This is a genomic window from Streptomyces sp. H51, from assembly GCF_035656535.1.
In the GTDB taxonomy this organism is placed as follows: Bacteria; Actinomycetota; Actinomycetes; order Streptomycetales; family Streptomycetaceae; genus Streptomyces.
The window spans coordinates 1-21666 of the sequence record NZ_JAYMHD010000070.1; the positions used below are offsets into that span (position 1 = coordinate 1).

A 21666-nucleotide genomic window follows, 5' to 3' on the forward strand; every position below is an offset into this window, starting at 1 on the left:
GCGTCGGTGTCGTTGCCGGTGGGTGAGGTGGGGGTGTGGTTGGAGCGGTTCGGTGGGGTGTTGTCGGTGGCGGGGGTCAATGGTCCGGGGTCGGTGACGGTGGCGGGTGAGGTGGCGGCTCTGGAGGAGCTGGTTGCGGGTCTGGAGGGGGAGGGTGTCCGGGCGAAGGTGATCGGCTCCACGGTGGCTTCGCATTGTGCGCAGGTGGACCGGTTGCGGGGGCGGATCGTGGAGTTGCTGTCGTTCGTGCGTCCTGGTGTGGGGAGTGTGCCGTTGTATTCGACGGTGTCGGGGGAGGTGCTTCAGGGGCCGGAGCTGACGGCGGAGTACTGGTATGAGAACTGCCGTCGGCCGGTGTCGTTCGAGCCGGTCGTGCGGCGTCTGCTGGCGGAGGGCCACAGCACGTTCATCGAGTGCAGTGCTCATCCGGTGTTGATGTACGGGGTGGAGGAGACGGCTCAGGACGTGGGTGTGGAGGTGTGCGCGACGGGCACCCTGCGCCGTGGTGAGGGCGGCCTGGCGCGTCTGTACGCCTCGCTCGGCACCGCGTGGAGCCGCGGCGTCCCCGTCGACTGGACCACCCTGTACACCGGACGCGGCGCCCGCCGTGCCGACCTCCCGACGTACGCCTTCCAGCGCGGCAGTTACTGGCTCTCCGCCGCGCCCGCCCAGCCCGACCCGGTCCCCGCCACCGCCGCCGACGAGACCGAGGCGCGGTTCTGGCAGGCCGTGGAGGCCGAGGACCTGGAGGCACTCGCGGGCACACTCGACCTCGCCGAACGGCGGGCGCTCGGCGAACTGCTGCCCGGACTGGCCGCCTGGCGCCGCCGCAGCCGGGAGCGCGCCACCCTCGACTCCTGGCGCTACCAGGTGACCTGGACCCCGGTGCCCGTACCGGCCACTCCGACACCCCTCGGCACCTGGCTGATCGTCACCTCCGAGCAGACCTCCGAGCAGACCGCCGGGCCTGTCGCCGCGGCGCTCGCCGCCCACGCCGAGACCGTCACCCTGGAGATCGACCCCGCCCGGGCCGCGGTCGCGGGGACACGTGAGGCCCTCGCCGCGCGGCTCGCCGACACGGTCGCCGCGCTGCCGCGTCTGGACGGCGTGCTGGCACTCCTCGGACCGCACGAGGAGGGCGGCGGGGCAGCCGCCACCGCCCTCGTCCTCGCCCAGGCACTCGCGGACGCCCAGGTCACCGCGCCCCTGTGGTGCGCCACCCGGGGAGCGGTCGCCGCCGGCCGGACCGACCGGGCGCCCGTGCCCGCGCAGGCCGCGGTGTGGGGGCTCGGCCGGGTCCTGGCCCTCGAACACCCCGCCACCTGGGGCGGCCTCGTCGACCTGCCCGACCCGCTCGACGAGCGGGCCACGGCCCGGCTCACCCACGTCCTCGCCGGCGGCCTCGGCGACGAGGACCAACTCGCCCTGCGCACCAGCGGAGTGCTCGCCCGGCGGCTGACCCGTGCCCCGCTCGGGGACGGTGAGCCGGTGCGGCGCTGGCAGCCGCGCGGCACCGTCCTGGTCACCGGCGGCACCGGCGGCGTCGGCGCCCGGGTGGCCCGGCGTCTGGCGGCCGGCGGTGCCCGGCACCTGGTCCTGACCAGCCGCCGCGGCCCGCAGGCGCCCGGAGCGGCCGGTCTCGCCGACGAGATCCGCGCGCTGGGCGCCGAAGTCACCCTCGCCGCCTGCGACATGGCCGACCGTGAGCAGGTACGGGCGGTCCTCGACGCGATCCCGGCCGAGACGCCCCTGACCGCCGTCGTGCACGCCGTCGGCGTGCCGCAGTACACGCTCGCCACCGACACCGCCGCCGAGGAGTTCCGGCAACTCGCCGCGGGCAAGGCCGACGGCGCCCGGCACCTCGACGAACTCCTCGGCGACACCGAACTCGACGCGTTCGTGCTGTTCTCCTCCAACTCCGGCGTCTGGGGCGCCGCCCGGCACTCCGCGTACGCCGCCGCCAACGCGTTCCTCGACGCGCTTGCCGCCCGGCGCCGCGCCCGCGGCCTCACCGCCACCTCGCTCGCCTGGGGCGCCTGGGGCGGCGGCGGAATGATGGAACTCGACGGTGCCGGCGCGTACATGCGCCGCCGCGGCGTGCTGGAGATGGACCCCGAACTCGCCCTGGACGCCATGGTCCGGGCCGTCGAGCACGACGACACGTTCGTCGCCGTCGCCGACGTCGACTGGACCCGGTTCGCGCCCGGCTTCACCTCCGAGCGGCCCAGCCCGCTCATCGCCGACCTGCCCGACGTCCGCGCCACCCGGGTCGCACCCGAACCGGCCCCGCCCGCCGAGGAGTCCGCCTCCGCACTGGTGCGCAGGCTGCGGGCCGCGCCGCCCGCCGAGCGCGGCGGCCTGCTCGCCGACCTGGTGCGCACCGAGGCCGCCGGCGTCCTCGGGCACCCCTCCGCGGACGCCGTCGAACCAGGGCGGCCCTTCAAGGACCTCGGCTTCGACTCGCTGACCGTCGTGGAACTGCGCAACCGCGTCACCACCGTCACCGGCCTGAAACTGCCCGCCACCCTCGTCTACGACCACCCCACCCCGCAGGCCCTCGCCCGCTTCCTCGAAGCCGAACTCCTCGGCGAACCCGACGAGTCGGCGCCCGCCGCGCCCGCGGCGCCCGCCGAGGCGCAGGACGACGACCCGGTCGTCGTGGTCGGCATGAGCTGCCGGCTGCCCGGCGGCATCGAGAGCCCCGACCAGCTGTGGCAGGCCGTCGCCGTCGGCGAGGACCTGGTCGGCGACCTGCCCCACGACCGCGGCTGGACCCCCACCGACGACGGCGACCTGCAGGCCGTACGGTCGCTCACCCAGGCCGGACTGCTCAGCGGCGTCGCCGGGTTCGACGCGGCCTTCTTCGGCGTCTCCGAGCAGGAGGCGCTCGTCATGGACCCGCAACAGCGGCTCCTGCTGGAGACCGCCTGGGAGGCGTTCGAGCACGCCGGCGTCGACCCGCGCGGCCGCGCCGGCGAGCAGATCGGCCTGTACGTCGGCGTCGGCTACCAGGGCTTCGTCCCCCGCGGGCGCATCCCCGAGGAGAGCGAGCCCCACCTCGGCGGCGGCATCGCGCCCGCCATCGCCTCCGGCCGCCTCGCCTACGCCCTCGACCTGCACGGCCCCACCCTCACGGTCGACACCGGCTGCTCCTCCTCCGCCGTCGCCCTGCACCTGGCCGTGCAGTCGGTACGCCGCGGCGAGTGCGGCATGGCCCTCGCGGGCGGCGCCACCGTGCTGTCCCAGCCGGTCGCCTGGCACCACATGGGCGGCGCCGCCGCCGACGGACGCTGCAAGCCGTTCTCCGAGGACGCCGACGGCACCGGCTGGGGCGAGGGCGTCGGCATGGTCGTCGTCGAACGGCTCTCCCGCGCCCGCCGCCTCGGCCACCGCGTCCTCGCCGTCGTACGCGGCAGCGCAGTCAACCACCACGGCGCCACCAACGGACTCACCGCCCCGAGCAGCAGCTCCCAGCGGCACCTCATCCAGCAGGCGCTCACCGACGCGGGCCTGACCGCCGAGCAGATCGACGCCGTCGAGGGCCACGGCACCGGCACCCCGCTCGGCGACGCCGTCGAGGCCGAGGCGCTCCTCGCCGCCTACGGCCGCGGCCGCCCCGCCGACCGCCCGCTGCTGCTGTCCACGGTGAAGTCCAACATCGGCCACCCGCAGTCCGCCTCCGGCGTCGTCGGCGTCATCAAGACGGTGCTGTGCCTGCGCCACGGGCTGCTCCCGCAGACCCTCAACGTCAAGGAACCCACCAGCCGCGTCGACTGGTCGTCGGGCGCCGTGCGTCTCGTCACCGACGCCACCCCGTGGCCCGACACCGGCCGCCCGCGCCGGGCCGGGGTCACCTCCCTGGGAGCGAGCGGCACACAGGCCCACTTCATCCTGGAGGAGGCGCCGTCCGGGAGCGAGGAGACGCCCGCCGCGGCGGACACCCGGGGGCACCGGAGCGACGCCGTGCGGACCGCGGCCGGCCGTGCGCACGGCGGCGCCGTCCTGCCCGTCCTGCCCGTGCCCCTGTCCGCCCGCACCCCCGACGCCCTGCGCGCCCAGGCCGCCCGCCTGCGCGCCGCTCTGGACGGCGCCGGCGCACCCGGCCCCGCCGACGCCGGCTACACCCTCGCCGTCGGCCGCGCGGCCTTCGAGCACCGCGCCGTCGTCCTGGCACCGGACCGCGCCGGACTCCTGGAAGCCCTGCGGGCCGTGGCAGAGGGCGCGGACCACCCGCACGTCACCACCGCGGCGGACCCGTCCCTGACCTTCCACGGCACCCCGGCCGCCGCGGAGGCGCTGTACGCCGCGTACCCCGTCTACGCCGACGCCCTGGACCACGTACGCGCCCACCTGGACGTCCGGATCGCCGCCCCGCTGCCGCCGCTCGCCGAGGCGTTCGCGCACGAGACCGCCCTGCACAGGCTCCACGAGAACTGGGGTCTGCTGCCGCAGGCGCTCGCCGCCCACGGTCCCGGACGGCTCGCCGCCGCCCACGCCGCGGGCGTCCTCGGCCTGGAGGACGCTGTCGGCCTGCTCGCCTCCCACGTCGAGGGCGCCGCCGCCGGGCCGGCCGTCGAGGTGAGCGAACCGGGCGTGCCGGTCGTCGACGCGGTCACCGGGGAGCGGCTCGCCGCCGCCGGCCTCACCGATCCGGACACCTGGGCCCCCGCCCCCGGCAGCGGCGGCACGGCGGACGCCGACGGCGTCACCGGGGCCCTGCGCACGGCCGCCCGCTTCCACGTCGCGGGCCGGCCCGTCGACTGGGCGGCGGTGTTCGCGCCGACCGGAGCCCGCCTCGCCGACCTGCCCACCTACCCCTTCCAACGGCGCCGCTACTGGCTGTTCGGCTGAAGCGGCCCCTCGAACGGCGCGCCACCGGTCCCGACCGGGCGCCGGACCAACCACCACCGGAGGAGAGAGACATGCTGGACGAGCAGAAGCGCAAGGAGATCGTCGCGGAGTACTTCCGCAAGGTGAACGAGGGCGACGTGGACGCCATCCTCACCCACTTCACCGAGGACGCCCGCATCGAGGACCCCGTCGGCCGTGAGCCGCGCGTCGGCCGCGCCGCGCAGCGGGAGTACTTCATGAGCAACATCGCCGCCGAGGTCACCGTCGAGCCGGGCCACGCGTCCGCCGGCCAGGACGGCAAGCAGGTCGCCGTGCCGGTCGCCGCGACGATGACGAACATCCTCGACCCCAACCGCGCGCGCACCAACATCAACGCCGTCGACATCTTCACCATCAACGCCGACGGACTCATCGAGGACATGCGAGTCTTCTGGGGCATGAGCGACATCGGCGTCTGAGCGGTCCCCGCACCGCGCACCGGCGCCCGAGCGGCCCCCGGCACCAGCGCAGAAGCGCAGGAAGAGAAGGAGACGGTACGCCCATGAGCACCACCGACGAGCACAGCGAGCTGTGGATACGCAACTTCCACCCCGCGCCGCGGCACCCGCACCGCCTGGTGCTGCTGCCGCACGCCGGAGGATCCGCCTCCTTCTTCTTCCCCTTCTCACGCGAACTGTCCGCCCACACCGACGTGTCGGCCGTGCAGTACCCCGGCCGCCAGGAGCGGCGGGCCGAACCGCTGCTGGACAGCGTCGACGCCCTCGTGGACCAGATCCACCGCGCACTCCTGCCCCTCGCGGACAAGCCGCTCGTCCTGTTCGGCCACAGCATGGGCGCGGTGCTGTCCTTCGAACTCGCCCGCAGGATCGAGGCGGAGGGGCGGATCCCCTTCCTCGGACTGATCGCCTCCGGCCGCCGCTCCCCCCTCGTCCACCGCGAGGAGAACGTGCACACCCGCGGCGACGAGGCGCTCATCGCCGAGATCCGCGCCCTGAGCGGCACCGACGCCGGCGTCCTCGCCGACGAGGAACTGCTGCGCATGGTGCTGCCCGCGATCCGCAGCGACTACAAGGCGATCGAGACCTACCGCTACCGGCCCGAGGGGCCCGGGCCCGCCCTCGGCTGCCCCGTCAGCGTCCTGACCGGGGAGACCGACCCCCGGGTCGGCCTCGACGAGGCCAGGGCCTGGAGGGACCTGACGCGCGGGGGATTCGCCTTCCGCAGCTTCCCCGGAGGGCACTTCTACCTCACCCCGCAGCGGGACGCCGTGGTCCGGGCGATCGTCGAGGACCTCACGACGTTCTTCCGGCTCCCGGTCAGCTGACCGCCCGGCCGGCACACCGACCGAACGATCCGAGATGGGTGTTTCATGGAGACCAAACAGGTGCAGTTCAGCGCCGAGACCCGCAACCTCCTGGTGGCCCTGTACTCGCGGGCCCATGACGCCAAGTCGGACCGCCCGATCCTCGGCGACCGGCTCGCCGCGCGGGCCGTGGAGTCCATCGAGGACTACGACCGGCTGAAGACCCAGCTGAAGATGCGCGACGACGACGCCATCGCCCTCGCCATCCGCGGCCTGGAGTTCGACCGCTGGATCCGTGACTTCCTCGCGCGCAACCCGCGTTCCGTCGTACTGCACCTCGGGGCGGGCCTGGACGGCCGCGTCTTCCGCATCGACCCGTCCGACGACGTCGAGTGGTACGACCTCGACCTGCCGGAGATCGCGCAACTGTACCGCGACCTGTTCCCGCGACGCGACCGCCACCACCATGTCATCGGCGCCTCCGCCCTGGACCCGGCGTGGCTGGCGGACATCCCAGCCGACCGCCCCGTCCTGGTCGTGGCCGAGGGCCTGCTCGTGTACTTCACCGAGGACGAGGTACGCGACCTCGTCACCCGCCTGGTGAACCGCTTCCCCTCCGGCGAGCTGCTGTTCGACGCCTACACCCCGTTCTCGGTGAAGGCGATGAACAAGCACTGGACGGTCAAGGCGACCGGCAAGTCCTTCGTCTGGGGTCTCGACGACCCCAAGTCCCTGGAGGACTGGGCGCCCGGCCTGGAGCACCTGCTCGAGTGGACCTTCACGGACTCCCCGTACGTGGCACACATGCCGTGGACGTCCCGGATCATGTGCAGGATCATGAACGCCATTCCGGTCCTGCGGAAGTACAACCGCGTCATGCGGTACAGCTTCTGACGGACCATCACCACACGGCGGCCGAGAGGGGGCGTGGTGGACGGCGAGCCGCTGACGGCCGACGGTGAGCACCCCTCACCGCGCCCCGACGCCCGCTCCGGACGCCGAAGACACCCGCATCCGACCACCCAGGGGGCCCCGTGAGATCTGCCCTGCTTCCCTTGTCCGGCACCGTCGCGCTCGCCCTGCTGTTAGCAGCGCCACCCGCCCACACCGCGCCCGCCGGCCGTCCCGGGCCGGTGGCGGCCACCCGTACCACCGGGCCGGCCGACACCACGGTCCGCGTCCCGCTCCAGGGCGCGGTCAACGCCCGCGACCTGGGCGGGCACCGTACCTGGACGGGCGCCCAGGTCGCCTACGGCCGCGTCCTGCGCTCCGACGCCCTCAACCGGCTCACCGACGCCGACCTGGACACCCTGGCCGCGCTGGGCGTGACGACCGTCGTGGACCTGCGGACGCCGCAGGAGGCCGCTCAGGGCCCCGACCGCCTCCCGCCCGGCGTCACGGCGCTGTCCCGCCCGGTCGACGACCACAGCCTGTACCGGACGATCGCCACCGCCATCGCCTCCAAGGACCCCGTCCTGCAGCAGCAGACCCTCGGCGACGGCAAGGCCGAGGAACTGATGACGGCCGCGTACGAGGGCTTCGTCACCGACCCCGCCAACCGGGCCGCGTTCGCCGCCGCCCTGCGCGACATCGCGGGCGCCCAGGGCCCGTTGCTGGTGCACTGCTCCTCGGGCAAGGACCGCACCGGCTGGCTCGCCTACGTCCTCCTGCGCACCCTCGGTGTGCCCGCCGCGGAGGCCGAGCGCGACTACCTGCTGTCCAACACCTACCGGGCCGACGCCGACCGGCAGGCCCGTGACTACCTCAGGTCGGCCGGCTACATGGAGAACCCCGATCTGCTGATCCCGCTGCAGGAGGTCCGCGAGGACTACCTGCGGTCGGCCGTGGAGCGGATGGAGCGCGACTACGGCGGCCTGCACGGCTACCTCACCGACGGCTTGGGCCTGACCCCGCGAACCCTGGTGGCCCTGCAACGGCGCCTGGTCCGCCACGACCTCTGACACCGCGCCCCTGACCGCAACGCGCGGACCCGGAACGCGCGGACCCGAAAGGCGCGGACCAGTGACGCGCGGACCCGGTACACGCGGACCCGGAACGCGCGGACCCGGTACACGCGGACCCGGAACGCGCGGACCCGAAAGGCGCGTACCAGAGGTGTGCGGCCAGGAACACCCGGGAGCAGAAGCGTGCGGGCCGGACACGTGACGTGTCCGGCCCGCAACGCTGTCCTCGTCCCCGGCGTCACAACTCCGGCGCCAGCACCACCCCCGTACCCGTCTCCGTCACCCGGATCGCCTCCAGCGGGCAGTTCTCCGCGGCGTCCAGGACCGCCGGGTCCGGCTCCACCGACTCCCGGACCGCCTGCGAGCGGCCCTTGACGAGGGCGAAGTGCTCCGGCGCCGAGTGCACGCACATGCCCGTGCCCGCGCACGCCGTACGGTCGACGCTCACCGCCCACCGCGCGCCGGCCGTGACGGCCGCCTCCCCGTCGCTCACCACTGCACCGGCAGGGACAGCGGGCCCCGCACGAGCAGACTGGAACGCCACCGGATGACGTCGTCGGCGACCGCGAGCCGCAGATCGGGGAACCGGTCCAGGACCACCCGCAGGGCGACTTCCAGCTCCATGTGGGCCAGCTGGGCGCCGGCACAGAAGTGCACCCCGTGGCCGAACCCCATGTGGTGGTTGTCCTCCCGCGTCAGATCCAGGGCGTCCGGATCCGCGAACACCGCGTCGTCCCGGTTGGCCGAATGGATGTGCACGTACACCGCGTCACCACGGGAGATCGGCACCCCGCCGATCTCCAGGTCTTCGGTGGCGATCATCGCAGCGTGGTGGCCGGTGCCCAGCGGGATGTACCGCATCAGCTCGTCCACCGCCCGCGACAGCAGCTCCGGCCGCCGCCGCAGCAGCGCCAGCTGCTCGGGGTGACGCAGCAGCGTGTAGAGGAAGTTGGTGATCTGGTTCGCGGTGGTCTCGTGGCCGCCGGCGAGCAGGACGACCGTCAGCGAGACCAACTCCTGCTCGGTCAGCCGGTCGCCGTCGTCCCGCGCCTGGATGAGCGCCGACAGCAGGTCGCCGCCGGGCCGCTGCCGGCGGTCGGCGATCAGCCGTGAGATGTAGCCGACGAGCTCGTTGACGCGCCCGGTGAACTCGTGGTGCGGCAGCGTGTCGCCCTGCATCAGCGCGTCGGCGCCCCGCCGGAACACCCCGCGGTCCGAGTACGGCACACCGAGCAGCTCGCAGATCACCCGCGTCGGCAGCGGCCAGGAGAAGTACTCCACGAAGTCGGCGGGCGACCCCTTGCGGGCCAGGTTCTCGGCCAGTTCGGCGGCGATCGACTCCACCTTGGGACGCAGCTCCTCCACCCGGCGTCTGGTGAACGCCCTCGTCAGCAGGCGTCGCAGTCGGGAATGGTCCGGAGGGTCCATGTACATGATGCCCTCGGGGCCGACGCGCATCTCCTGACGGCGCGGCACATCGGCGTTGACCACGGCGGCCCGGCTCAGCCGGGGGTCGGCCAGGGCCGCTCTGACATCGCTGTACCGGGTCACGAGCCAGGCGTCCCCGCCGTACGGCAGCGTCACGCGGCTGACCGGTTCCTCCCTGCGAAGATCAGCCAGAACCGGCTCGATTTCCAGCCCGTTGACGGGAGTGAAGGGAAAATGCCGGGCTGCTGGGCATCTGGTTGGCGAAGGCATGAAACTCCTTGAAGGAGGGGGCTGCGTGGCCCTACAACGGTCCGAGTCCCGCTCGACGCCGGTCAACCCCTACCGGGAACCCCTAGCGACCCTTGAATGCCGGTTTCCGTGCCGGGGGAGATTGCTGTCGCCAATGCCCCGCGGAACCCTGAACCCGGGCGCCTGCCGCCGTCGAGCCGTCAGCCGGACGGAGCGCGCGGGGCCGCGGGGGACAACCGGCGCGACCGCGGGCCGGCGTTCCGCCAGTGACGGCGGGACGCCGACGGACCACGACTCGGGTGAAAGGTGGTGCGCGGGTGGCGCACACGGATGACGCGATTGCCGCGTCCGGACTCGTCAAGACATTCGGCCGCACACGGGCCCTGGACGGCCTCGACCTGACCGTGCGCAGGGGTGAGGTGCACGGCTTCCTCGGGCCGAACGGTGCGGGCAAGTCCACCACGATCCGCGCCCTGCTCGGCCTGCTCCGGCTCGACGGCGGCCGGGCCACCCTGCTCGGCAAGGACCCCCGCCGCGACGCCGTCGAGGTGCACCGCCGCCTCGCCTACGTACCCGGCGACGTCAGCCTGTGGCGCAACCTCTCCGGCGGCGAGGCCATCGACCTGCTCGGCACCCTGCGCGGCGGCGTCGACACGACACGCAAGGCGGCCCTGATCGAGCGGTTCCAGCTGGACCCGACCAAGAAGTGCCGCGCCTACTCCAAGGGCAACCGGCAGAAGGTCGCCCTGGTCTCCGCGTTCGCCTCCGACGCCGAACTGCTCGTCCTGGACGAACCGACCTCGGGCCTGGACCCGCTGATGGAGGCCGTGTTCCAGGACTGCGTCCGCGAGGTCAGGCAGCGGGGCCGCACCGTGCTGCTGTCCAGCCACATCCTCGGCGAGGTCGAGGCGCTGTGCGACCGCGTGAGCATCATCCGCAAGGGCCGCACCGTCGAGAGCGGTACCCTCACCGAACTGCGCCACCTCACCCGCACCCGGCTCTCCGCCGAGACCCGGCAGCGGGTCACCGGCATCGACGCGCTCGAAGGCGTCCACAACGTCGCCGTCGACGGCGACCGGATCAGCCTGGACGTCGACGACGACCACCTCGACCGCGTCCTGACCCACGTGACCTCCTTCGGGGTGCGCGCGCTCACCAGCAGCCCGCCCACCCTCGAGGAGCTGTTCCTGCGGCACTACGGCGACGACGTCGAAGCCGGCGGTGCCGGTCACGCGGACTCCACCTCGGACGCGGGCCGCACCGCGGCGAGGACGGCCGCCCGATGAGCGACTACACCGCCACCCGCACGCTGCTGAAACTGGCGCTGCGCCGGGACCGCGTCCAGCTCGCCGCGTGGATCTACGGCACCGGCGCGCTCGGCTACAGCGCGGCCGACAGCGTCGGTTCGACCTACCCCGACGCCGCCGACCGCGTCGACGCGGTCAAGACCCTCACCGACACCCCGGCGCTGCTGCTGACCCGCGGCGCACCCGTCGGCACCAGCGAGGGCGCCGTCGCCATGGTGCAGATCTTCACGTACCTGTGCGTGCTCGCCGCCCTGATGAGCACCTTCGCCGTGGTGCGGCACACCCGCCAGAACGAGGAGACCGGCCGCGCCGAACTCCTCGGCGCCGCCCCGGTCGGCCGCCGGGCGCCGCTGACCGCGGCCCTGCTGCTGGCGATCGAGGCGAACATCGGACTGTTCGTGATGCTGGCGATCGTGCTGCCGCTGGCCGGGCTGCCGCTGTCCGGTTCCCTCGCCGCGGCCGCGGCGGCCGCCGCGACCGGGCTGTTCTTCGCCGCGGTCGCCGCGATCACCGCCCAGCTCTCCGGCACCGCCCGCGGCGCCAACTCCCTGGCCGGCGCGGCCGTCGGCGCCGCGTTCCTGATCCGCGGCATCGCCGACGCCGGCGGTGAGGTGCGCGGCGGCGGCACCTCCGTGGACAGCACCGCACTCGCCTGGCTGTCACCGATCGGCTGGGCGCAGCGCGTCGAACCGTTCGGCGGCGACCACTGGTGGGTCCTGCTCGTCCCCCTGGTCCTGGCCGCGGCCTGCGCCGTGTGGGCCTTCCGCCTCAACGACGGACGCGACCTGGGCGCCGGCCTGCTGCAGGACCGGCCGGGACCGGCCTCGGCGGCCCCCGGACTGCTCAGCCCCCTCGGCCTGGCACTGCGGCTGCACCGCGGCTCCCTGCTCGGATGGGGCGCGGGCATCGCCGTCCTGGGCGCCGTCATCGGCGGCATGGGCAAGTCGGCCGGCGACGCCCTGCGCGACAACGCCGACCTCACCGACACCCTCGGCAAGATCGGCGGCGGTGGCGGCGACCCGGTCGACACGTTCTTCGCCTCGATGATCGTGATGGTGGGCGCGGTCACCGCCGGGTTCGCCGTGCAGACCCTGCTGAGGCTGCGCGCCGAGGAGACCTCCGGCCGTCTGGAGGCCCTGCTGGCCACCGCCGTCAGCCGGGGCCGCTGGCTCCTCTCGCACGTGACGGTCGCCGTCGCCGGTTCGCTGCTGCTGCTCCTGATCGCCGGGGTGAGCGCGGGCCTGACCTACGGGGCCGCGGCGGGCGACCTCTCCGGCGGGCTCACGGACCTGACCGGCGCCGCCCTGGCGCAGGCGCCGGCGGTGCTGGCGCTGTCCGGGTTCGTGGTGCTCGCCTTCGCCGCCGTACCGGCACTGTCCTCCGGCGCGGCCTGGGGGGCACTCGCCCTGTGCCTGATCGTCGGCCGGCTCGGCGGACTGCTCGGACTGCCGCAGGCGGTGCGGGACGTCTCCCCGTTCTCGCACCTGCCCGCGCTGCCCGCCGCCGACGCCAGGGCGCTGCCGCTGCTCGCCCTGACCGCCGTCGCCGCCCTGCTGACCTGGGCCGGGTCGAGCCTGTTCGCCCGCCGCGACCTGACCGGCTGAGCGGCGCGACCCGCGGCGTGCCGAGGGGCCGCCCCCGCAGCGTGCCGAGGGGCCGCCCCCGCACCTCTCACTCCTGACCGGGGTCCAGCAGCGACAGGTCCGACTTGCCCCAGTACACCCACACCGCCTCGATCAGGCCGTGCGAACCGGCCCGGAAAACGCTCGTGAGGGAGAACTTGATCCGCTTGCGGAACGGGTCCGCCGGCTTGTCCAGATAGCCGTGCTTGGTGAGCGTCGGCCCCAGCGGCAGGTAGTTCATGTACACCGACACCGGTATCGCCACGTGCAGTCCGTCCTGCGCGGCCACCGGCACACCGGCGACATCCACCGTCCTGGCCTGAGCCGCCCGCTGGAAATGGACCCGCAGTTCCTCGTGCCCGATCATCGGGGGTGAGCCCACCGGATCCTCGAACCGTACGTCCTTCGTGTACAACTCGAGCATCCGGTCGACGTCACCGCTCGTCATTCTCCGGCAGTGTTCCAGGGCGAGTTCTTTCCGGGCCGTCTCGTCGAGCATGGAAACTCCCTTTCCGGTCGTCTTCATTCCGTCCCCGACAGGGAGACGTCACTCGCCCCCCAATACGCTTTCATCTCCTCGATGAGGCCGTCGTCCCCGGCGCGGATCACCATCAGGAACCGGAACCGCATCCGCTGCCGTGCCGGGTCGGCCGGCGCGGGCAGCACGCCGTGCCGGGTCAGCACCGGACCCAACGGCAGGTAGTCCATCGTCGCCACCACCGGCACCGCCGCGTGCCGCCCGTCCTGGGCGGCCACCGCATGCCCCGGAATCTCCACGGCATTGCTGGTCACGGCGCCGGTGGCGTGTGCGCGCAGCGCCTCGTGCCCGGCCTGCGCGCCCGCCCCGACCGGGTCCTCGAACCGCACCCGCGGGGAGTACAGGCGCAGCAGCCCCGCCACGTCGCCGGCGTTCACCCGGGCGCAGTGTTCCAGGATCAATTTCTTGAGCGCCGCCTCGTCCAGCATGAACTCGTCTCCTCACGTCCATTCGGCAGACGCTTCCCATCGTGGCGACCCGTCGGCCCGGCCGCGACAGCCGACCGAGCTGATACGGATCCGATAGGGGTTGTTAGGGGTTCAGGCACATCGGCGGCGACTGCTAATTTCGCTGAAATCGCGGCTGCCGAAAACGGCGGTTCGAAATCATCCCGGTATTCGCGCAAGGCATCCGACGGATCCGACGGAAAGGTCACGCACTCATGACCGCTCGAACCCGCGCCGTGGTGATCGGCGGAGGTCTGTCCGGAATGCTGACGGCGTCCGTCCTGGTCCGGCACGTGGACCGCGTCACGGTCCTGGAACGGGACGTCTACCCGGCCGGCCCCGACCTGCGCAAAGGCGTTCCGCAGGCCCGCCACGCCCATCTGCTGTGGTCCGGCGGCGCCCGCGCGATCGAGACCGTCCTGCCCGGCACGCTCAAGGCGCTCCTGGACGCCGGTGCGCACCGCCTGTACCTGCCGCGCGACATCGTCTGGTACACGCCCTACGGCTGGCAGCACCGCTTCCCCGGCAGCCAGTTCATGATCACGTCGAGTCGGCCGCTGCTCGACTTCGTGGTGCGTGAACGCGCCCTGGCCGACCCCCGCGTCGAGGTGCTGCAGGACACCGACGCCCTCGGCCTGCTCGGCACCGCCGACCGCGTCACCGGAGTGCGGCTGCGCGCCGCCGACGGCACCGAGCGGACCCTCGACGCCGACGTCGTCGTCGACACCTGCGGCCGCGCCTCGCAACTGCGCCGCTGGCTGCCCGAACTCGGCCTGCCCGAGGTCGAGGAGGACATCGTCGACTCCGGCATCAAGTACGCCACCCGCATCTACGCCGCGCCCGAGGGCGCCGCGCACCGCTTCCCGATGGTCAACGTCGCCGCCGACCCCGGCCTGGGCGAGCCCGGCCGCAACGGCGCACTCGTCCCCATCGAGAACGGCCGCTGGCTGGTCACCCTGGCCGGCACCCGCGGCGGCGAACCCACCACCGGCGACGACGCGTTCACCGACTTCGCGCGCGGCCTGCGCCACCCCGTCATCGCCGACCTGCTGCGGCGCGCCGAACCCCTCGGCCCCGTACTCGGCTCCCGTTCCACCGTCAACCGGCGCCTGTACTACGAGCGTCTGGAACCGTGGCCCAAGGGCCTGCTCGTGCTGGGCGACGCCGTCGCCGGCTTCAACCCCGTCTACGGCCACGGCATGAGCTGCGGCGCGCTGAGCGCCCGCGCCCTCGGCGCCGTGCTCGCCCGGGGCGGCCTCACCGACGACACCGCGGAGCGCACCCGGCACGCCGTCGCCAAGGTCGTCGACGACCCGTGGGTCCTCGCCACCACCCAGGACATCCGCTACCCGGGCACCCGCAACCAGGCCGCCGACCCGCGCATCGCCCCGCGCAAGGAGCAGGACCGGCAGTTCGCCGACCTGCTGGGCACCGTCGCCCTGTACGACCCGGTGGTGAACGCCGCCGCCATGCAGGTCACCGCGCTCGCCGCGCCCGTCGCGAGCCTCGAGTCGCCGCACCTGGTCGCCGCCCTGCGCAAGGCCGGCGACCACAGCCCGCTCGGCGCCCCGCCGTTCACCGACGCCGAACTCGCCGCCCTCGGCGGGAACACCGCCGCACTCGACGTCGCCTGACCGGCCCCACGAGGGCACCTCGGTCACACTCCAGTCTCGCTCAACCGTTCCCCTCCAGGATGCGTGTGCCACGGGGAACGCGAGACGGAGAGGCCCAACACGATGCTCCTGTGCCGGGAAACCGCATGCACGCAGCTGGACCGAGCCCTCGAAGCATGCATCGGCGGAACGTCGGGGGTCGTCCTGCTGGAAGGCGCCGCGGGATGCGGCAAGACGGAACTGCTGCTGCAGTTCGCCGAGACGGCCACCGGGTACGGCGCCACCGTGCTGCGCGCCGCCGCGCCCGGTGACGCCGACACCGGCGCACCGCACGCCACGGTGCACCGGCTGCTGGCCGACCTGACCGGCGCCGACGGACCACCGCCGACCGCCGCGTCCACCACCGTGCCCACCGCCCACGAGTTCACCGCGGCCCTGCGCCGCGCCGCCGCCCACGCACCGGTCGTGGTCTGCGTCGACGACCTGCACCGCATCGACGGCGCCTCACTGGCATACCTGCTGCACGCCGCGCACGCGCTGCGCGGCACCGCCGTCCTGCTGGTCCTCGCCTGCGCCCCGCTGCCGCACGCGGACAGCCCGCTGGCCCGCACCGAGCTGCTCCGCCACCCCCACTTCCTGCGGATCGGCGTGGAACGCCTCGACGAACGGGGCAGCGCCGCCCTCCTGGCCCGGTACACAGCACGGTCCGCCGACCCGGCCACCGCCGCCCTGCTGCACCGCATCAGCGGCGGCAACCCGCTGCTGCTGCGCGCCCTGCTCACCGAACTGCCGCTGCCGGCGGACGACCGCGGACCCACCTCCGACGGGCCGTTCGCCGACGCCGTCCTGACCTGCCTGGAACGCGCCGGTGACGACGTGCGCCGACTGGCCACCGCCCTGGCCGTCCTCGGCACCGCCGCCGACGACGCCCCCCGGCCGGCCGCCGATCTCGCCGGCACCACGCCCAGCGCCGCCCTGCGTGCCGCCCTAGCCCTGGAGGACGCCGGCCTGACCGAGCACGGCCGGCTGCGCCACCCCGCCGTCGCCGCCGCCGTCCTCGACCGCGTCCCCGCCCCCGAACGCGCCGCCCTGCACGCCCGCGCCGCCCGCACCCTGCACGAGCACGGCGCCCCCGCCGACACCGTCGCCCGCCACCTGCTCACCGCCGGCACCCCGGCGGCCGACGCGGCGCTGCGTGGCACGGACGCGGTCAAGACGCTGCGCGAGGCCGCCCTGCAGGCCCTCATCGCCGACGGCGACCCAGACCACGCCGCGGCCTGCCTGGAACTCGCCGTGCGCCTGAGCCCCGACACGCAGGCCGGCTGGGAGATGTCCCTCCGCCTGGCCGCCGTGACCTGGCCGCGCAGCCCCGGCGCCGCCGAACACCAGCTCGACGAGCCGCTGGCCGCCCTGCGCCGCGGCGATCTCGCCCCCGGCCACGCCGGACGCCTCGCACGCCTGCTGGTCGCCCAGGGCCGCATCGAGGACGCCGCCGAAGCACTGGAGCGCACCGCACCGCGCACCGCCCGCGCCGACCCGCTGCGCGAACTGTTCGCCCTGCCGCCCCAGACCGCCCCCGCCCCCGCGCCCGCCGCCGAGCAGGGCGAACGGCACCCCCAGCCGGGCTCCGCCGAACTGCGCAACTCCGCCGCCCTGTGGACCCACCCCGGCAGCGACAACGACGACCGGGCCGCCGAGCAGCTCCTGAAGGGCACCCCGCTCGCCCACGCCAACTTCGACCCGATCGTCCAGGCCGTGCGCACCCTCGTGCACACCGACCGCCCCGACCGGGCCGTCGTGTGGTGCACCCGCATCCAGGCGCAGCTCGCCGACGGCCGTACCCCCGGCTGGCAGGCCGTCCTCGGACTGCTGCACGCCGAGGCCCTGCTGCGCACGGGCGACCTGCCCGGCTCCGAACGCGAGGCGCGGGCCGCCCTCGACGCGGTCGCCGACCGCGGCGGGGTGTTCCTGTTCGGGCCGCTCGCGGCACTCGTCGCCGCGCAGACGGCGGCCGGCCGCGTCGACGCCGCCGCACGGCTGCTGCAGATGCCCGTCCCCGAAGAGCTGTTCTCCTCCGTCTACGCCCTCACCTATCTGCGCGCCCGCGGCCAGTACTACCTCGCCACCCACCGCAGCCGCGCCGCCCTCGACGAGTTCCTCGACGCCGGACGCCTCGCCCAGCGCTGGGGCCTGGACCGCCCCCGCCAGCTGCCCTGGCGCACCGACGCCGCCGAAGCCCTGCTGCAGCTCGGCGAACACCGCCAGGCCGAACGGTTCGTCGTCGAGCAGCTCGCCACCCCGGACGCCCGCAGCCCCCGCGTGCGCGGCCTGTCCCTGCGGCTGCGCGCCGCCACCGCCGAGCCCCGCCAGCGCCCGAAGCTGCTCACCCGAGCCGTCGACGAACTCCGCCGCTGCGGCGACCGACTGGAACTCGTCCGCGCCCTCGCCGACCTGGGCCGCGCCCTGCAGTTCCTGGGCGAGGGCAACCGGGCCGCCATGATCTCCCGCCGTGCCCGCTACCTGGCCACCGAGTGCGGAGCGCTCCGCCTGGCCGAGCAGATCATGCCCGCCCCGGCCACCCAGGACCCCGGCACCCCGCCGGCCGAGCCCGGCGCCACCACCGCCCCGGACGCCGAGCAGCTGAGCGAGTCCGAGCGCCGGGTGGCCGCACTCGCCGCCTACGGCTACACCAACCGGGAGATCTCCGCGAAGCTCTTCGTCACCGTCAGCACCGTCGAGCAGCACTTGACCCGCGTCTACCGCAAGCTGAACATCTCCCGCCGTCAGGACCTGCCCATGGACCTGCAGTTGGAGAACCTGGAGAGCCTGTCCTCCGCCTGAACACGACAGGGGTGCGCCGCACCCGGTCAGGGGTGGGAAGGGGGAACGCGGGCCGCCTAGCGTGGTCGACGACGAGACACCGTCAGGACGCCGTGGACGAGAAGCCGAATCCGGTCGGGGGAGCACTGTGGTCGACAACCCGTGGGACGTGACGAGCCCGGACGCACCGGTGCGCCTGTTCTGCCTGCCCTGGGCGGGCGGCAGCGCCGTCACCTACCAGCGCACCTGGCCCCGCGCCCTGGCGCCCGACGTCGACGTCCACGCCGTGGAGCTCCCCGGCCGCGGCATCGCCTCCGACGTCCCGCCGGTCCGCCGCCTGGAAGAGCTGCTCGACTTCCTCCTGCCCCGGATCGCCCCCTCGGTCGACCGCCCCTACGCCGTCTTCGGGCACAGCATGGGCGCCGCCCTGGCCCTGGAGATCGTCCGCCGCCTGACGGCCGCGGGGCTCCCGGAACCGGTGCGCGTGTTCGTCTCCGGCAGCGCCGTCCCGGGCCGCGCCCCGCGCGCCGCCCGCCCCCTGCACGAACTGCCCGAGAACGAGTTCCGCGCCTGGCTGCGCGACACCGGCGGCACCCCCGCCGAGGTCTTCCGCAACCCCGAGCTCCTCGACCGCCTCTCACCGCTGCTGCGCGCCGACTTCGAGCTGTGCCACTTCTACCGGCCCACCCCGGGAGCCCCGCTCGGCTGCCCCCTCACGGCCATCGGCGGCGACGCCGACCCGTACGTGAGCGTCGACGCGCTCGCCGGGTGGTCGGAACTGACCACCGGTCCCTTCGACCGTCTCGTCCTCGGCGGCGGCCACTTCGCCTTCCAGGACCACCTGGACCGCGTCCACACCTACGTCGCCACCGCGCTGCGGCACACGGTGCGCGACCTCGCCCGCTGAGGCGGGCCACCCGTTGCGCCGCCCCCGCCGACGGGGGCGGCACCGTTTTCGGTCACGGCCGGGCGGGACGCTCCACGCGGAAGCGGTCGATGGCGTCGATGTGCTTGGCGCGCATCTCCCCGTCGCGTACGCCCAGGCCCTCCTCGGGGGCCAGGCACAGCACGCCGACCTTGCCCTGGTGGAGGTTGCGGTGCACGTCGTGGGCCGCCTGCCCGGTGTCCTCCAGGGAGTAGACCTTGGAGAGCGTCGGGTGGATCCTGCCCTTGGCGATGAGGCGGTTGGCCTCCCATGCCTCGCGGTAGTTCGCGAAGTGCGAGCCGATGATCCGCTTCAGGGACATCCACAGGTAGCGGTTGTCGTACTCGTGCAGGTACCCGGAGGTGGAGGCGCAGGTGGTGATGGTGCCGCCCTTGCGGGTGACGAACACGCTCGCGCCGAAGGTCTCGCGGCCGGGGTGCTCGAAGACGATGTCGATGTCCTCGCCGCCGGTCAGCTCGCGGATGAGCCTGCCGAAGCGCTTCCACTCCTTCGGGTCCTGTGTGTGCTCGTCCTTCCAGAACCGGTAGCCCTCGGCGCTGCGGTCGATGATCAGCTCCGCGCCCATCGAGCGGCAGATCTCCGCCTTCTGCGGCGAGGAGACGACGCAGACGGGCGTCGCCCCGCCGGCCAGCGCCAACTGCGTGGCGTACGAGCCCAGTCCGCCGCTGGCCCCCCAGATCAGCACGTTGTCGCCCTGCTTCAGGCCGGCGCCGTTGCGGGAGACCAGCTGGCGGTAGGCGGTGGAGTTGACCAGGCCGGGCGCGGCCGCCTCCTCCCAGGTCAGATGCCCCGGCTTGGGCATCAGCTGGTTGGACTTCACCAGGGCGATCTCCGCGAGGCCGCCGAAGTTCGTCTCGAAGCCCCAGATGCGCTGCTCCGGGTCGAGCATCGTGTCGTCGTGCCCCTCGGAGGACTCCAGCTCGACCGACAGGCAGTGCGCGACGACCTCGTCACCGGGCTGCCACCGGTTGACGCCCGGCCCGGTCCGCAGCACCACCCCGGCGAGATCGGAGCCCAGCACGTGGTACGGCAGGTCGTGCCGCCGGGCGAGCGAGGAGAGCCGGCCGTACCGCTCCAGGAACCCGAACGTCGGCAGCGGCTCGAAGATCGACGACCACACCGTGTTGTAGTTCACCGACGACGCCATCACCGCCACCAGCGCCTCACCCGGCCCCAGCTCGGGCACCGGAACGTCCTCGACGTGCAGCGACTTGCGGCAGTCGCGCTCCGAGGGCGGAATGCCGTCGAACATCTCCGTCTCGTCCCTGTGCACCGTGACCGCACGGTACGACTCGGGCAGAGGCAACTCGGCGAAGCCGACGGCGGACGCCCCGCCGTCCGACGCGTTCGACGCGTTGATCGCCTCGAGGATTTCCTTCACAGTGGCCTCCGGCTGGTCGGGCGTGACATCCACAGATACGCACGCCGCCCGCCGAAATCCCGCCCCGGAGCACCAGTCAAGGGGTGTCGGCCCCGCGTTTAGGGGGCACCCGCCGGGTTCGGACCATGGCGTCGAGTCGTACATCCGTTCTCTGGCCGAAACCGGCCTTGCCGCAGCAGCCGGAACCCCACTCGCCACTATCCTCGCCCCCGTGATCAAGGTTCAGCTCACCGGCGCCCAGGAGACCCTCCTCGCCACCCTGTACGGCCGCGCCCTGGATGCCCGAAGCGAGCACCCCATCCTGGGAGACACCCTCGCCGACGACACCGTGCGGCACATCGACTACGACTTCTCCCAACTGCACCTGACCCCGGGCGACGCCGCGGGCGTCGCCCTGCGGGCCCACCAACTGGACACCTGGACACAGCAGTTCATCACCGACCAGCCGGACGCCGTGGTCCTCCACCTGGGCTGCGGCCTCGACACGCGCGTGCACCGCCTCGCCCCGCCCCCCACCGTCGAGTGGTGGGACGTCGACCAGGCCGACGTCATCGACCTGCGCACCCGCCTCTACCCGCCCCGACCCGGCTACCACACCGTCGGCGCCTCGGTCACCGACGCGGCCTGGCTGGCCGCCGTCCCGTCCGGCCGTCCCACGATGGTGGTCGCCGAGGGCCTGCTGATGTACCTCACCGAGCAGGACGGCAAGCACCTCATCACCCGTCTGCTCGACCACTTCCGGGCAGGCGGCCGCCTCGCCTTCGACGCCTACAGCCCCCTGGGCATCCGCCTGCAGGGCCTCAACCGGGCCGTGAGGGCCTCCGGCGCCACCCTCCACTGGGGCATCACCAGCGCCGCCGAACTGGCCGACCTCGACCCCCGGCTGCGGGTCCTGGACGAGGTGAAGGCCTTCGACATCCCCGGCCGTGACCAGCTGCCCGCCCCCTACCGGGCGGCCACCACGGCTCTGGCACACGTCCCCGGCGTCAACCGCTTGGCCCAGCTCCACCTGCTGGCCTTCACCCCGCACGGACCCGCCCCGGCCTGACCACCGCGCCACCCGGGTCGGTCGCGGGCGGCGCAGGAGCGGGTGTCCGGGAGATCCCCGGCGCGCAGCAGATGGCACCACGGAGGGCGGGCCCGCGCGAACGCGGGGCGCGGCAGCCGTTCTCGGACCGGTCTTCGAGACGGTGCCGGT

General features: G+C 73.8%; 16 protein-coding genes and 1 pseudogene. 11 read left to right on the top strand and 6 right to left on the bottom strand.

All coding sequences use genetic code 11. The features are described 5' to 3' along the window. Positions 1-182 (bottom strand): annotated as a pseudogene (locus VKA29_RS25380) (hypothetical protein); the annotation flags it as partial. Here VKA29_RS25380 and VKA29_RS25385 point away from each other — a divergent pair. From VKA29_RS25385 to VKA29_RS25405, 5 genes are all read left to right on the top strand, one after another. After that, complete coding sequence (locus tag VKA29_RS25385; protein ID WP_324788293.1) at positions 112-4851, top strand: SDR family NAD(P)-dependent oxidoreductase; 4740 nt, start codon at positions 112-114, stop codon at positions 4849-4851. The pseudogene VKA29_RS25380 and the gene VKA29_RS25385 overlap by 71 nt on opposite strands. A gap of 71 nt (positions 4852-4922) precedes the next feature. Then, positions 4923-5309, top strand: a complete 387-nt coding sequence (locus tag VKA29_RS25390) for a nuclear transport factor 2 family protein (RefSeq protein ID WP_324788294.1) — start codon at positions 4923-4925, stop codon at positions 5307-5309. 83 nt (positions 5310-5392) lie between these two features. Then, on the top strand, positions 5393-6175 hold the full coding sequence (locus VKA29_RS25395) for a thioesterase II family protein (protein ID WP_324788295.1): 783 nt from the start codon (positions 5393-5395) through the stop codon (positions 6173-6175). Positions 6176-6220: 45 nt separating this feature from the next. Further along, positions 6221-7048 carry a class I SAM-dependent methyltransferase gene (locus tag VKA29_RS25400; protein ID WP_324788296.1) on the top strand — a complete coding sequence of 276 codons (828 nt, stop codon included), beginning with the start codon at positions 6221-6223 and terminating at the stop codon, positions 7046-7048. Positions 7049-7209: 161 nt separating this feature from the next. Beyond that, positions 7210-8115: a tyrosine-protein phosphatase gene (locus VKA29_RS25405; RefSeq protein WP_324788297.1), complete on the top strand. Its 906-nt coding sequence runs from the start codon at positions 7210-7212 to the stop codon at positions 8113-8115. 241 nt (positions 8116-8356) lie between these two features. Here VKA29_RS25405 and VKA29_RS25410 read toward each other — a convergent pair whose 3' ends face one another. Together VKA29_RS25410 and VKA29_RS25415 are read right to left on the bottom strand one after the other, a co-directional pair. Beyond that, on the bottom strand, positions 8357-8611 hold the full coding sequence (locus tag VKA29_RS25410; RefSeq protein ID WP_324788298.1) for a ferredoxin: 255 nt from the start codon (positions 8609-8611) through the stop codon (positions 8357-8359). After that, on the bottom strand, positions 8608-9702 hold the full coding sequence (locus tag VKA29_RS25415) for a cytochrome P450 (protein WP_324788299.1): 1095 nt from the start codon (positions 9700-9702) through the stop codon (positions 8608-8610). Before VKA29_RS25415 ends, VKA29_RS25410 begins: the two co-directional genes overlap by 4 nt. A gap of 410 nt (positions 9703-10112) precedes the next feature. Here VKA29_RS25415 and VKA29_RS25420 point away from each other — a divergent pair, with 410 nt between their 5' ends. After that, on the top strand, positions 10113-11081 hold the full coding sequence (locus VKA29_RS25420; protein ID WP_324788300.1) for an ABC transporter ATP-binding protein: 969 nt from the start codon (positions 10113-10115) through the stop codon (positions 11079-11081). Next, complete coding sequence (locus tag VKA29_RS25425; protein WP_324788301.1) at positions 11078-12706, top strand: hypothetical protein; 1629 nt, start codon at positions 11078-11080, stop codon at positions 12704-12706. Before VKA29_RS25420 ends, VKA29_RS25425 begins: the two co-directional genes overlap by 4 nt. Before the next feature lie 67 nt (positions 12707-12773). Here VKA29_RS25425 and VKA29_RS25430 read toward each other — a convergent pair whose 3' ends face one another. Beyond that, complete coding sequence (locus VKA29_RS25430) at positions 12774-13223, bottom strand: nuclear transport factor 2 family protein (RefSeq protein WP_324788302.1); 450 nt, start codon at positions 13221-13223, stop codon at positions 12774-12776. Between the two features lie 23 nt (positions 13224-13246). Continuing rightward, positions 13247-13690, bottom strand: a complete 444-nt coding sequence (locus VKA29_RS25435) for a nuclear transport factor 2 family protein (protein WP_324788303.1) — start codon at positions 13688-13690, stop codon at positions 13247-13249. Between the two features lie 233 nt (positions 13691-13923). Here VKA29_RS25435 and VKA29_RS25440 point away from each other — a divergent pair, with 233 nt between their 5' ends. The 3 genes from VKA29_RS25440 (at position 13924) to VKA29_RS25450 (ending at position 19048) form a co-directional block, all read left to right on the top strand. Beyond that, positions 13924-15342 (top strand): FAD-dependent oxidoreductase, encoded by a 1419-nt coding sequence (locus VKA29_RS25440; protein WP_324788304.1) that lies wholly within the window; start codon positions 13924-13926, stop codon positions 15340-15342. A 63-nt stretch (positions 15343-15405) separates the two neighbouring features. Continuing rightward, on the top strand, positions 15406-18162 hold the full coding sequence (locus VKA29_RS25445; RefSeq protein ID WP_324788305.1) for a helix-turn-helix transcriptional regulator: 2757 nt from the start codon (positions 15406-15408) through the stop codon (positions 18160-18162). Between the two features lie 127 nt (positions 18163-18289). Next, a complete protein-coding gene (locus VKA29_RS25450) occupies positions 18290-19048 on the top strand; it encodes a thioesterase II family protein (protein WP_324788306.1) in 759 nt (252 codons plus the stop codon). A gap of 52 nt (positions 19049-19100) precedes the next feature. Here the strand turns inward: VKA29_RS25450 and ccrA are convergent, their stop codons facing one another. After that, positions 19101-20468 carry a crotonyl-CoA carboxylase/reductase gene (ccrA, locus tag VKA29_RS25455; protein WP_324788307.1) on the bottom strand — a complete coding sequence of 456 codons (1368 nt, stop codon included), beginning with the start codon at positions 20466-20468 and terminating at the stop codon, positions 19101-19103. Between the two features lie 211 nt (positions 20469-20679). Between ccrA and VKA29_RS25460 the strand changes: the two genes are divergently transcribed. After that, the gene (locus VKA29_RS25460) at positions 20680-21516 is read left to right on the top strand and encodes a class I SAM-dependent methyltransferase (RefSeq protein WP_324788308.1); all 837 of its coding nucleotides are present in this window, start codon (positions 20680-20682) and stop codon (positions 21514-21516) included. Positions 21517-21666 lie beyond the last annotated feature (150 nt).

Bases quoted from the DNA above. Each gene is read 5' to 3' on its own strand.
- VKA29_RS25435 (WP_324788303.1), bottom strand. From the start codon at position 13,690: ATGCTGGACGAGGCGGCGCTCAAGAAATTGATCCTGGAACACTGCGCC.
- VKA29_RS25430 (WP_324788302.1), bottom strand. From the start codon at position 13,223: ATGCTCGACGAGACGGCCCGGAAAGAACTCGCCCTGGAACACTGCCGG.
- VKA29_RS25395 (WP_324788295.1), top strand. From the start codon at position 5,393: ATGAGCACCACCGACGAGCACAGCGAGCTGTGGATACGCAACTTCCAC.
- VKA29_RS25400 (WP_324788296.1), top strand. From the start codon at position 6,221: ATGGAGACCAAACAGGTGCAGTTCAGCGCCGAGACCCGCAACCTCCTG.
- VKA29_RS25390 (WP_324788294.1), top strand. From the start codon at position 4,923: ATGCTGGACGAGCAGAAGCGCAAGGAGATCGTCGCGGAGTACTTCCGC.
- VKA29_RS25440 (WP_324788304.1), top strand. From the start codon at position 13,924: ATGACCGCTCGAACCCGCGCCGTGGTGATCGGCGGAGGTCTGTCCGGA.
- VKA29_RS25425 (WP_324788301.1), top strand. From the start codon at position 11,078: ATGAGCGACTACACCGCCACCCGCACGCTGCTGAAACTGGCGCTGCGC.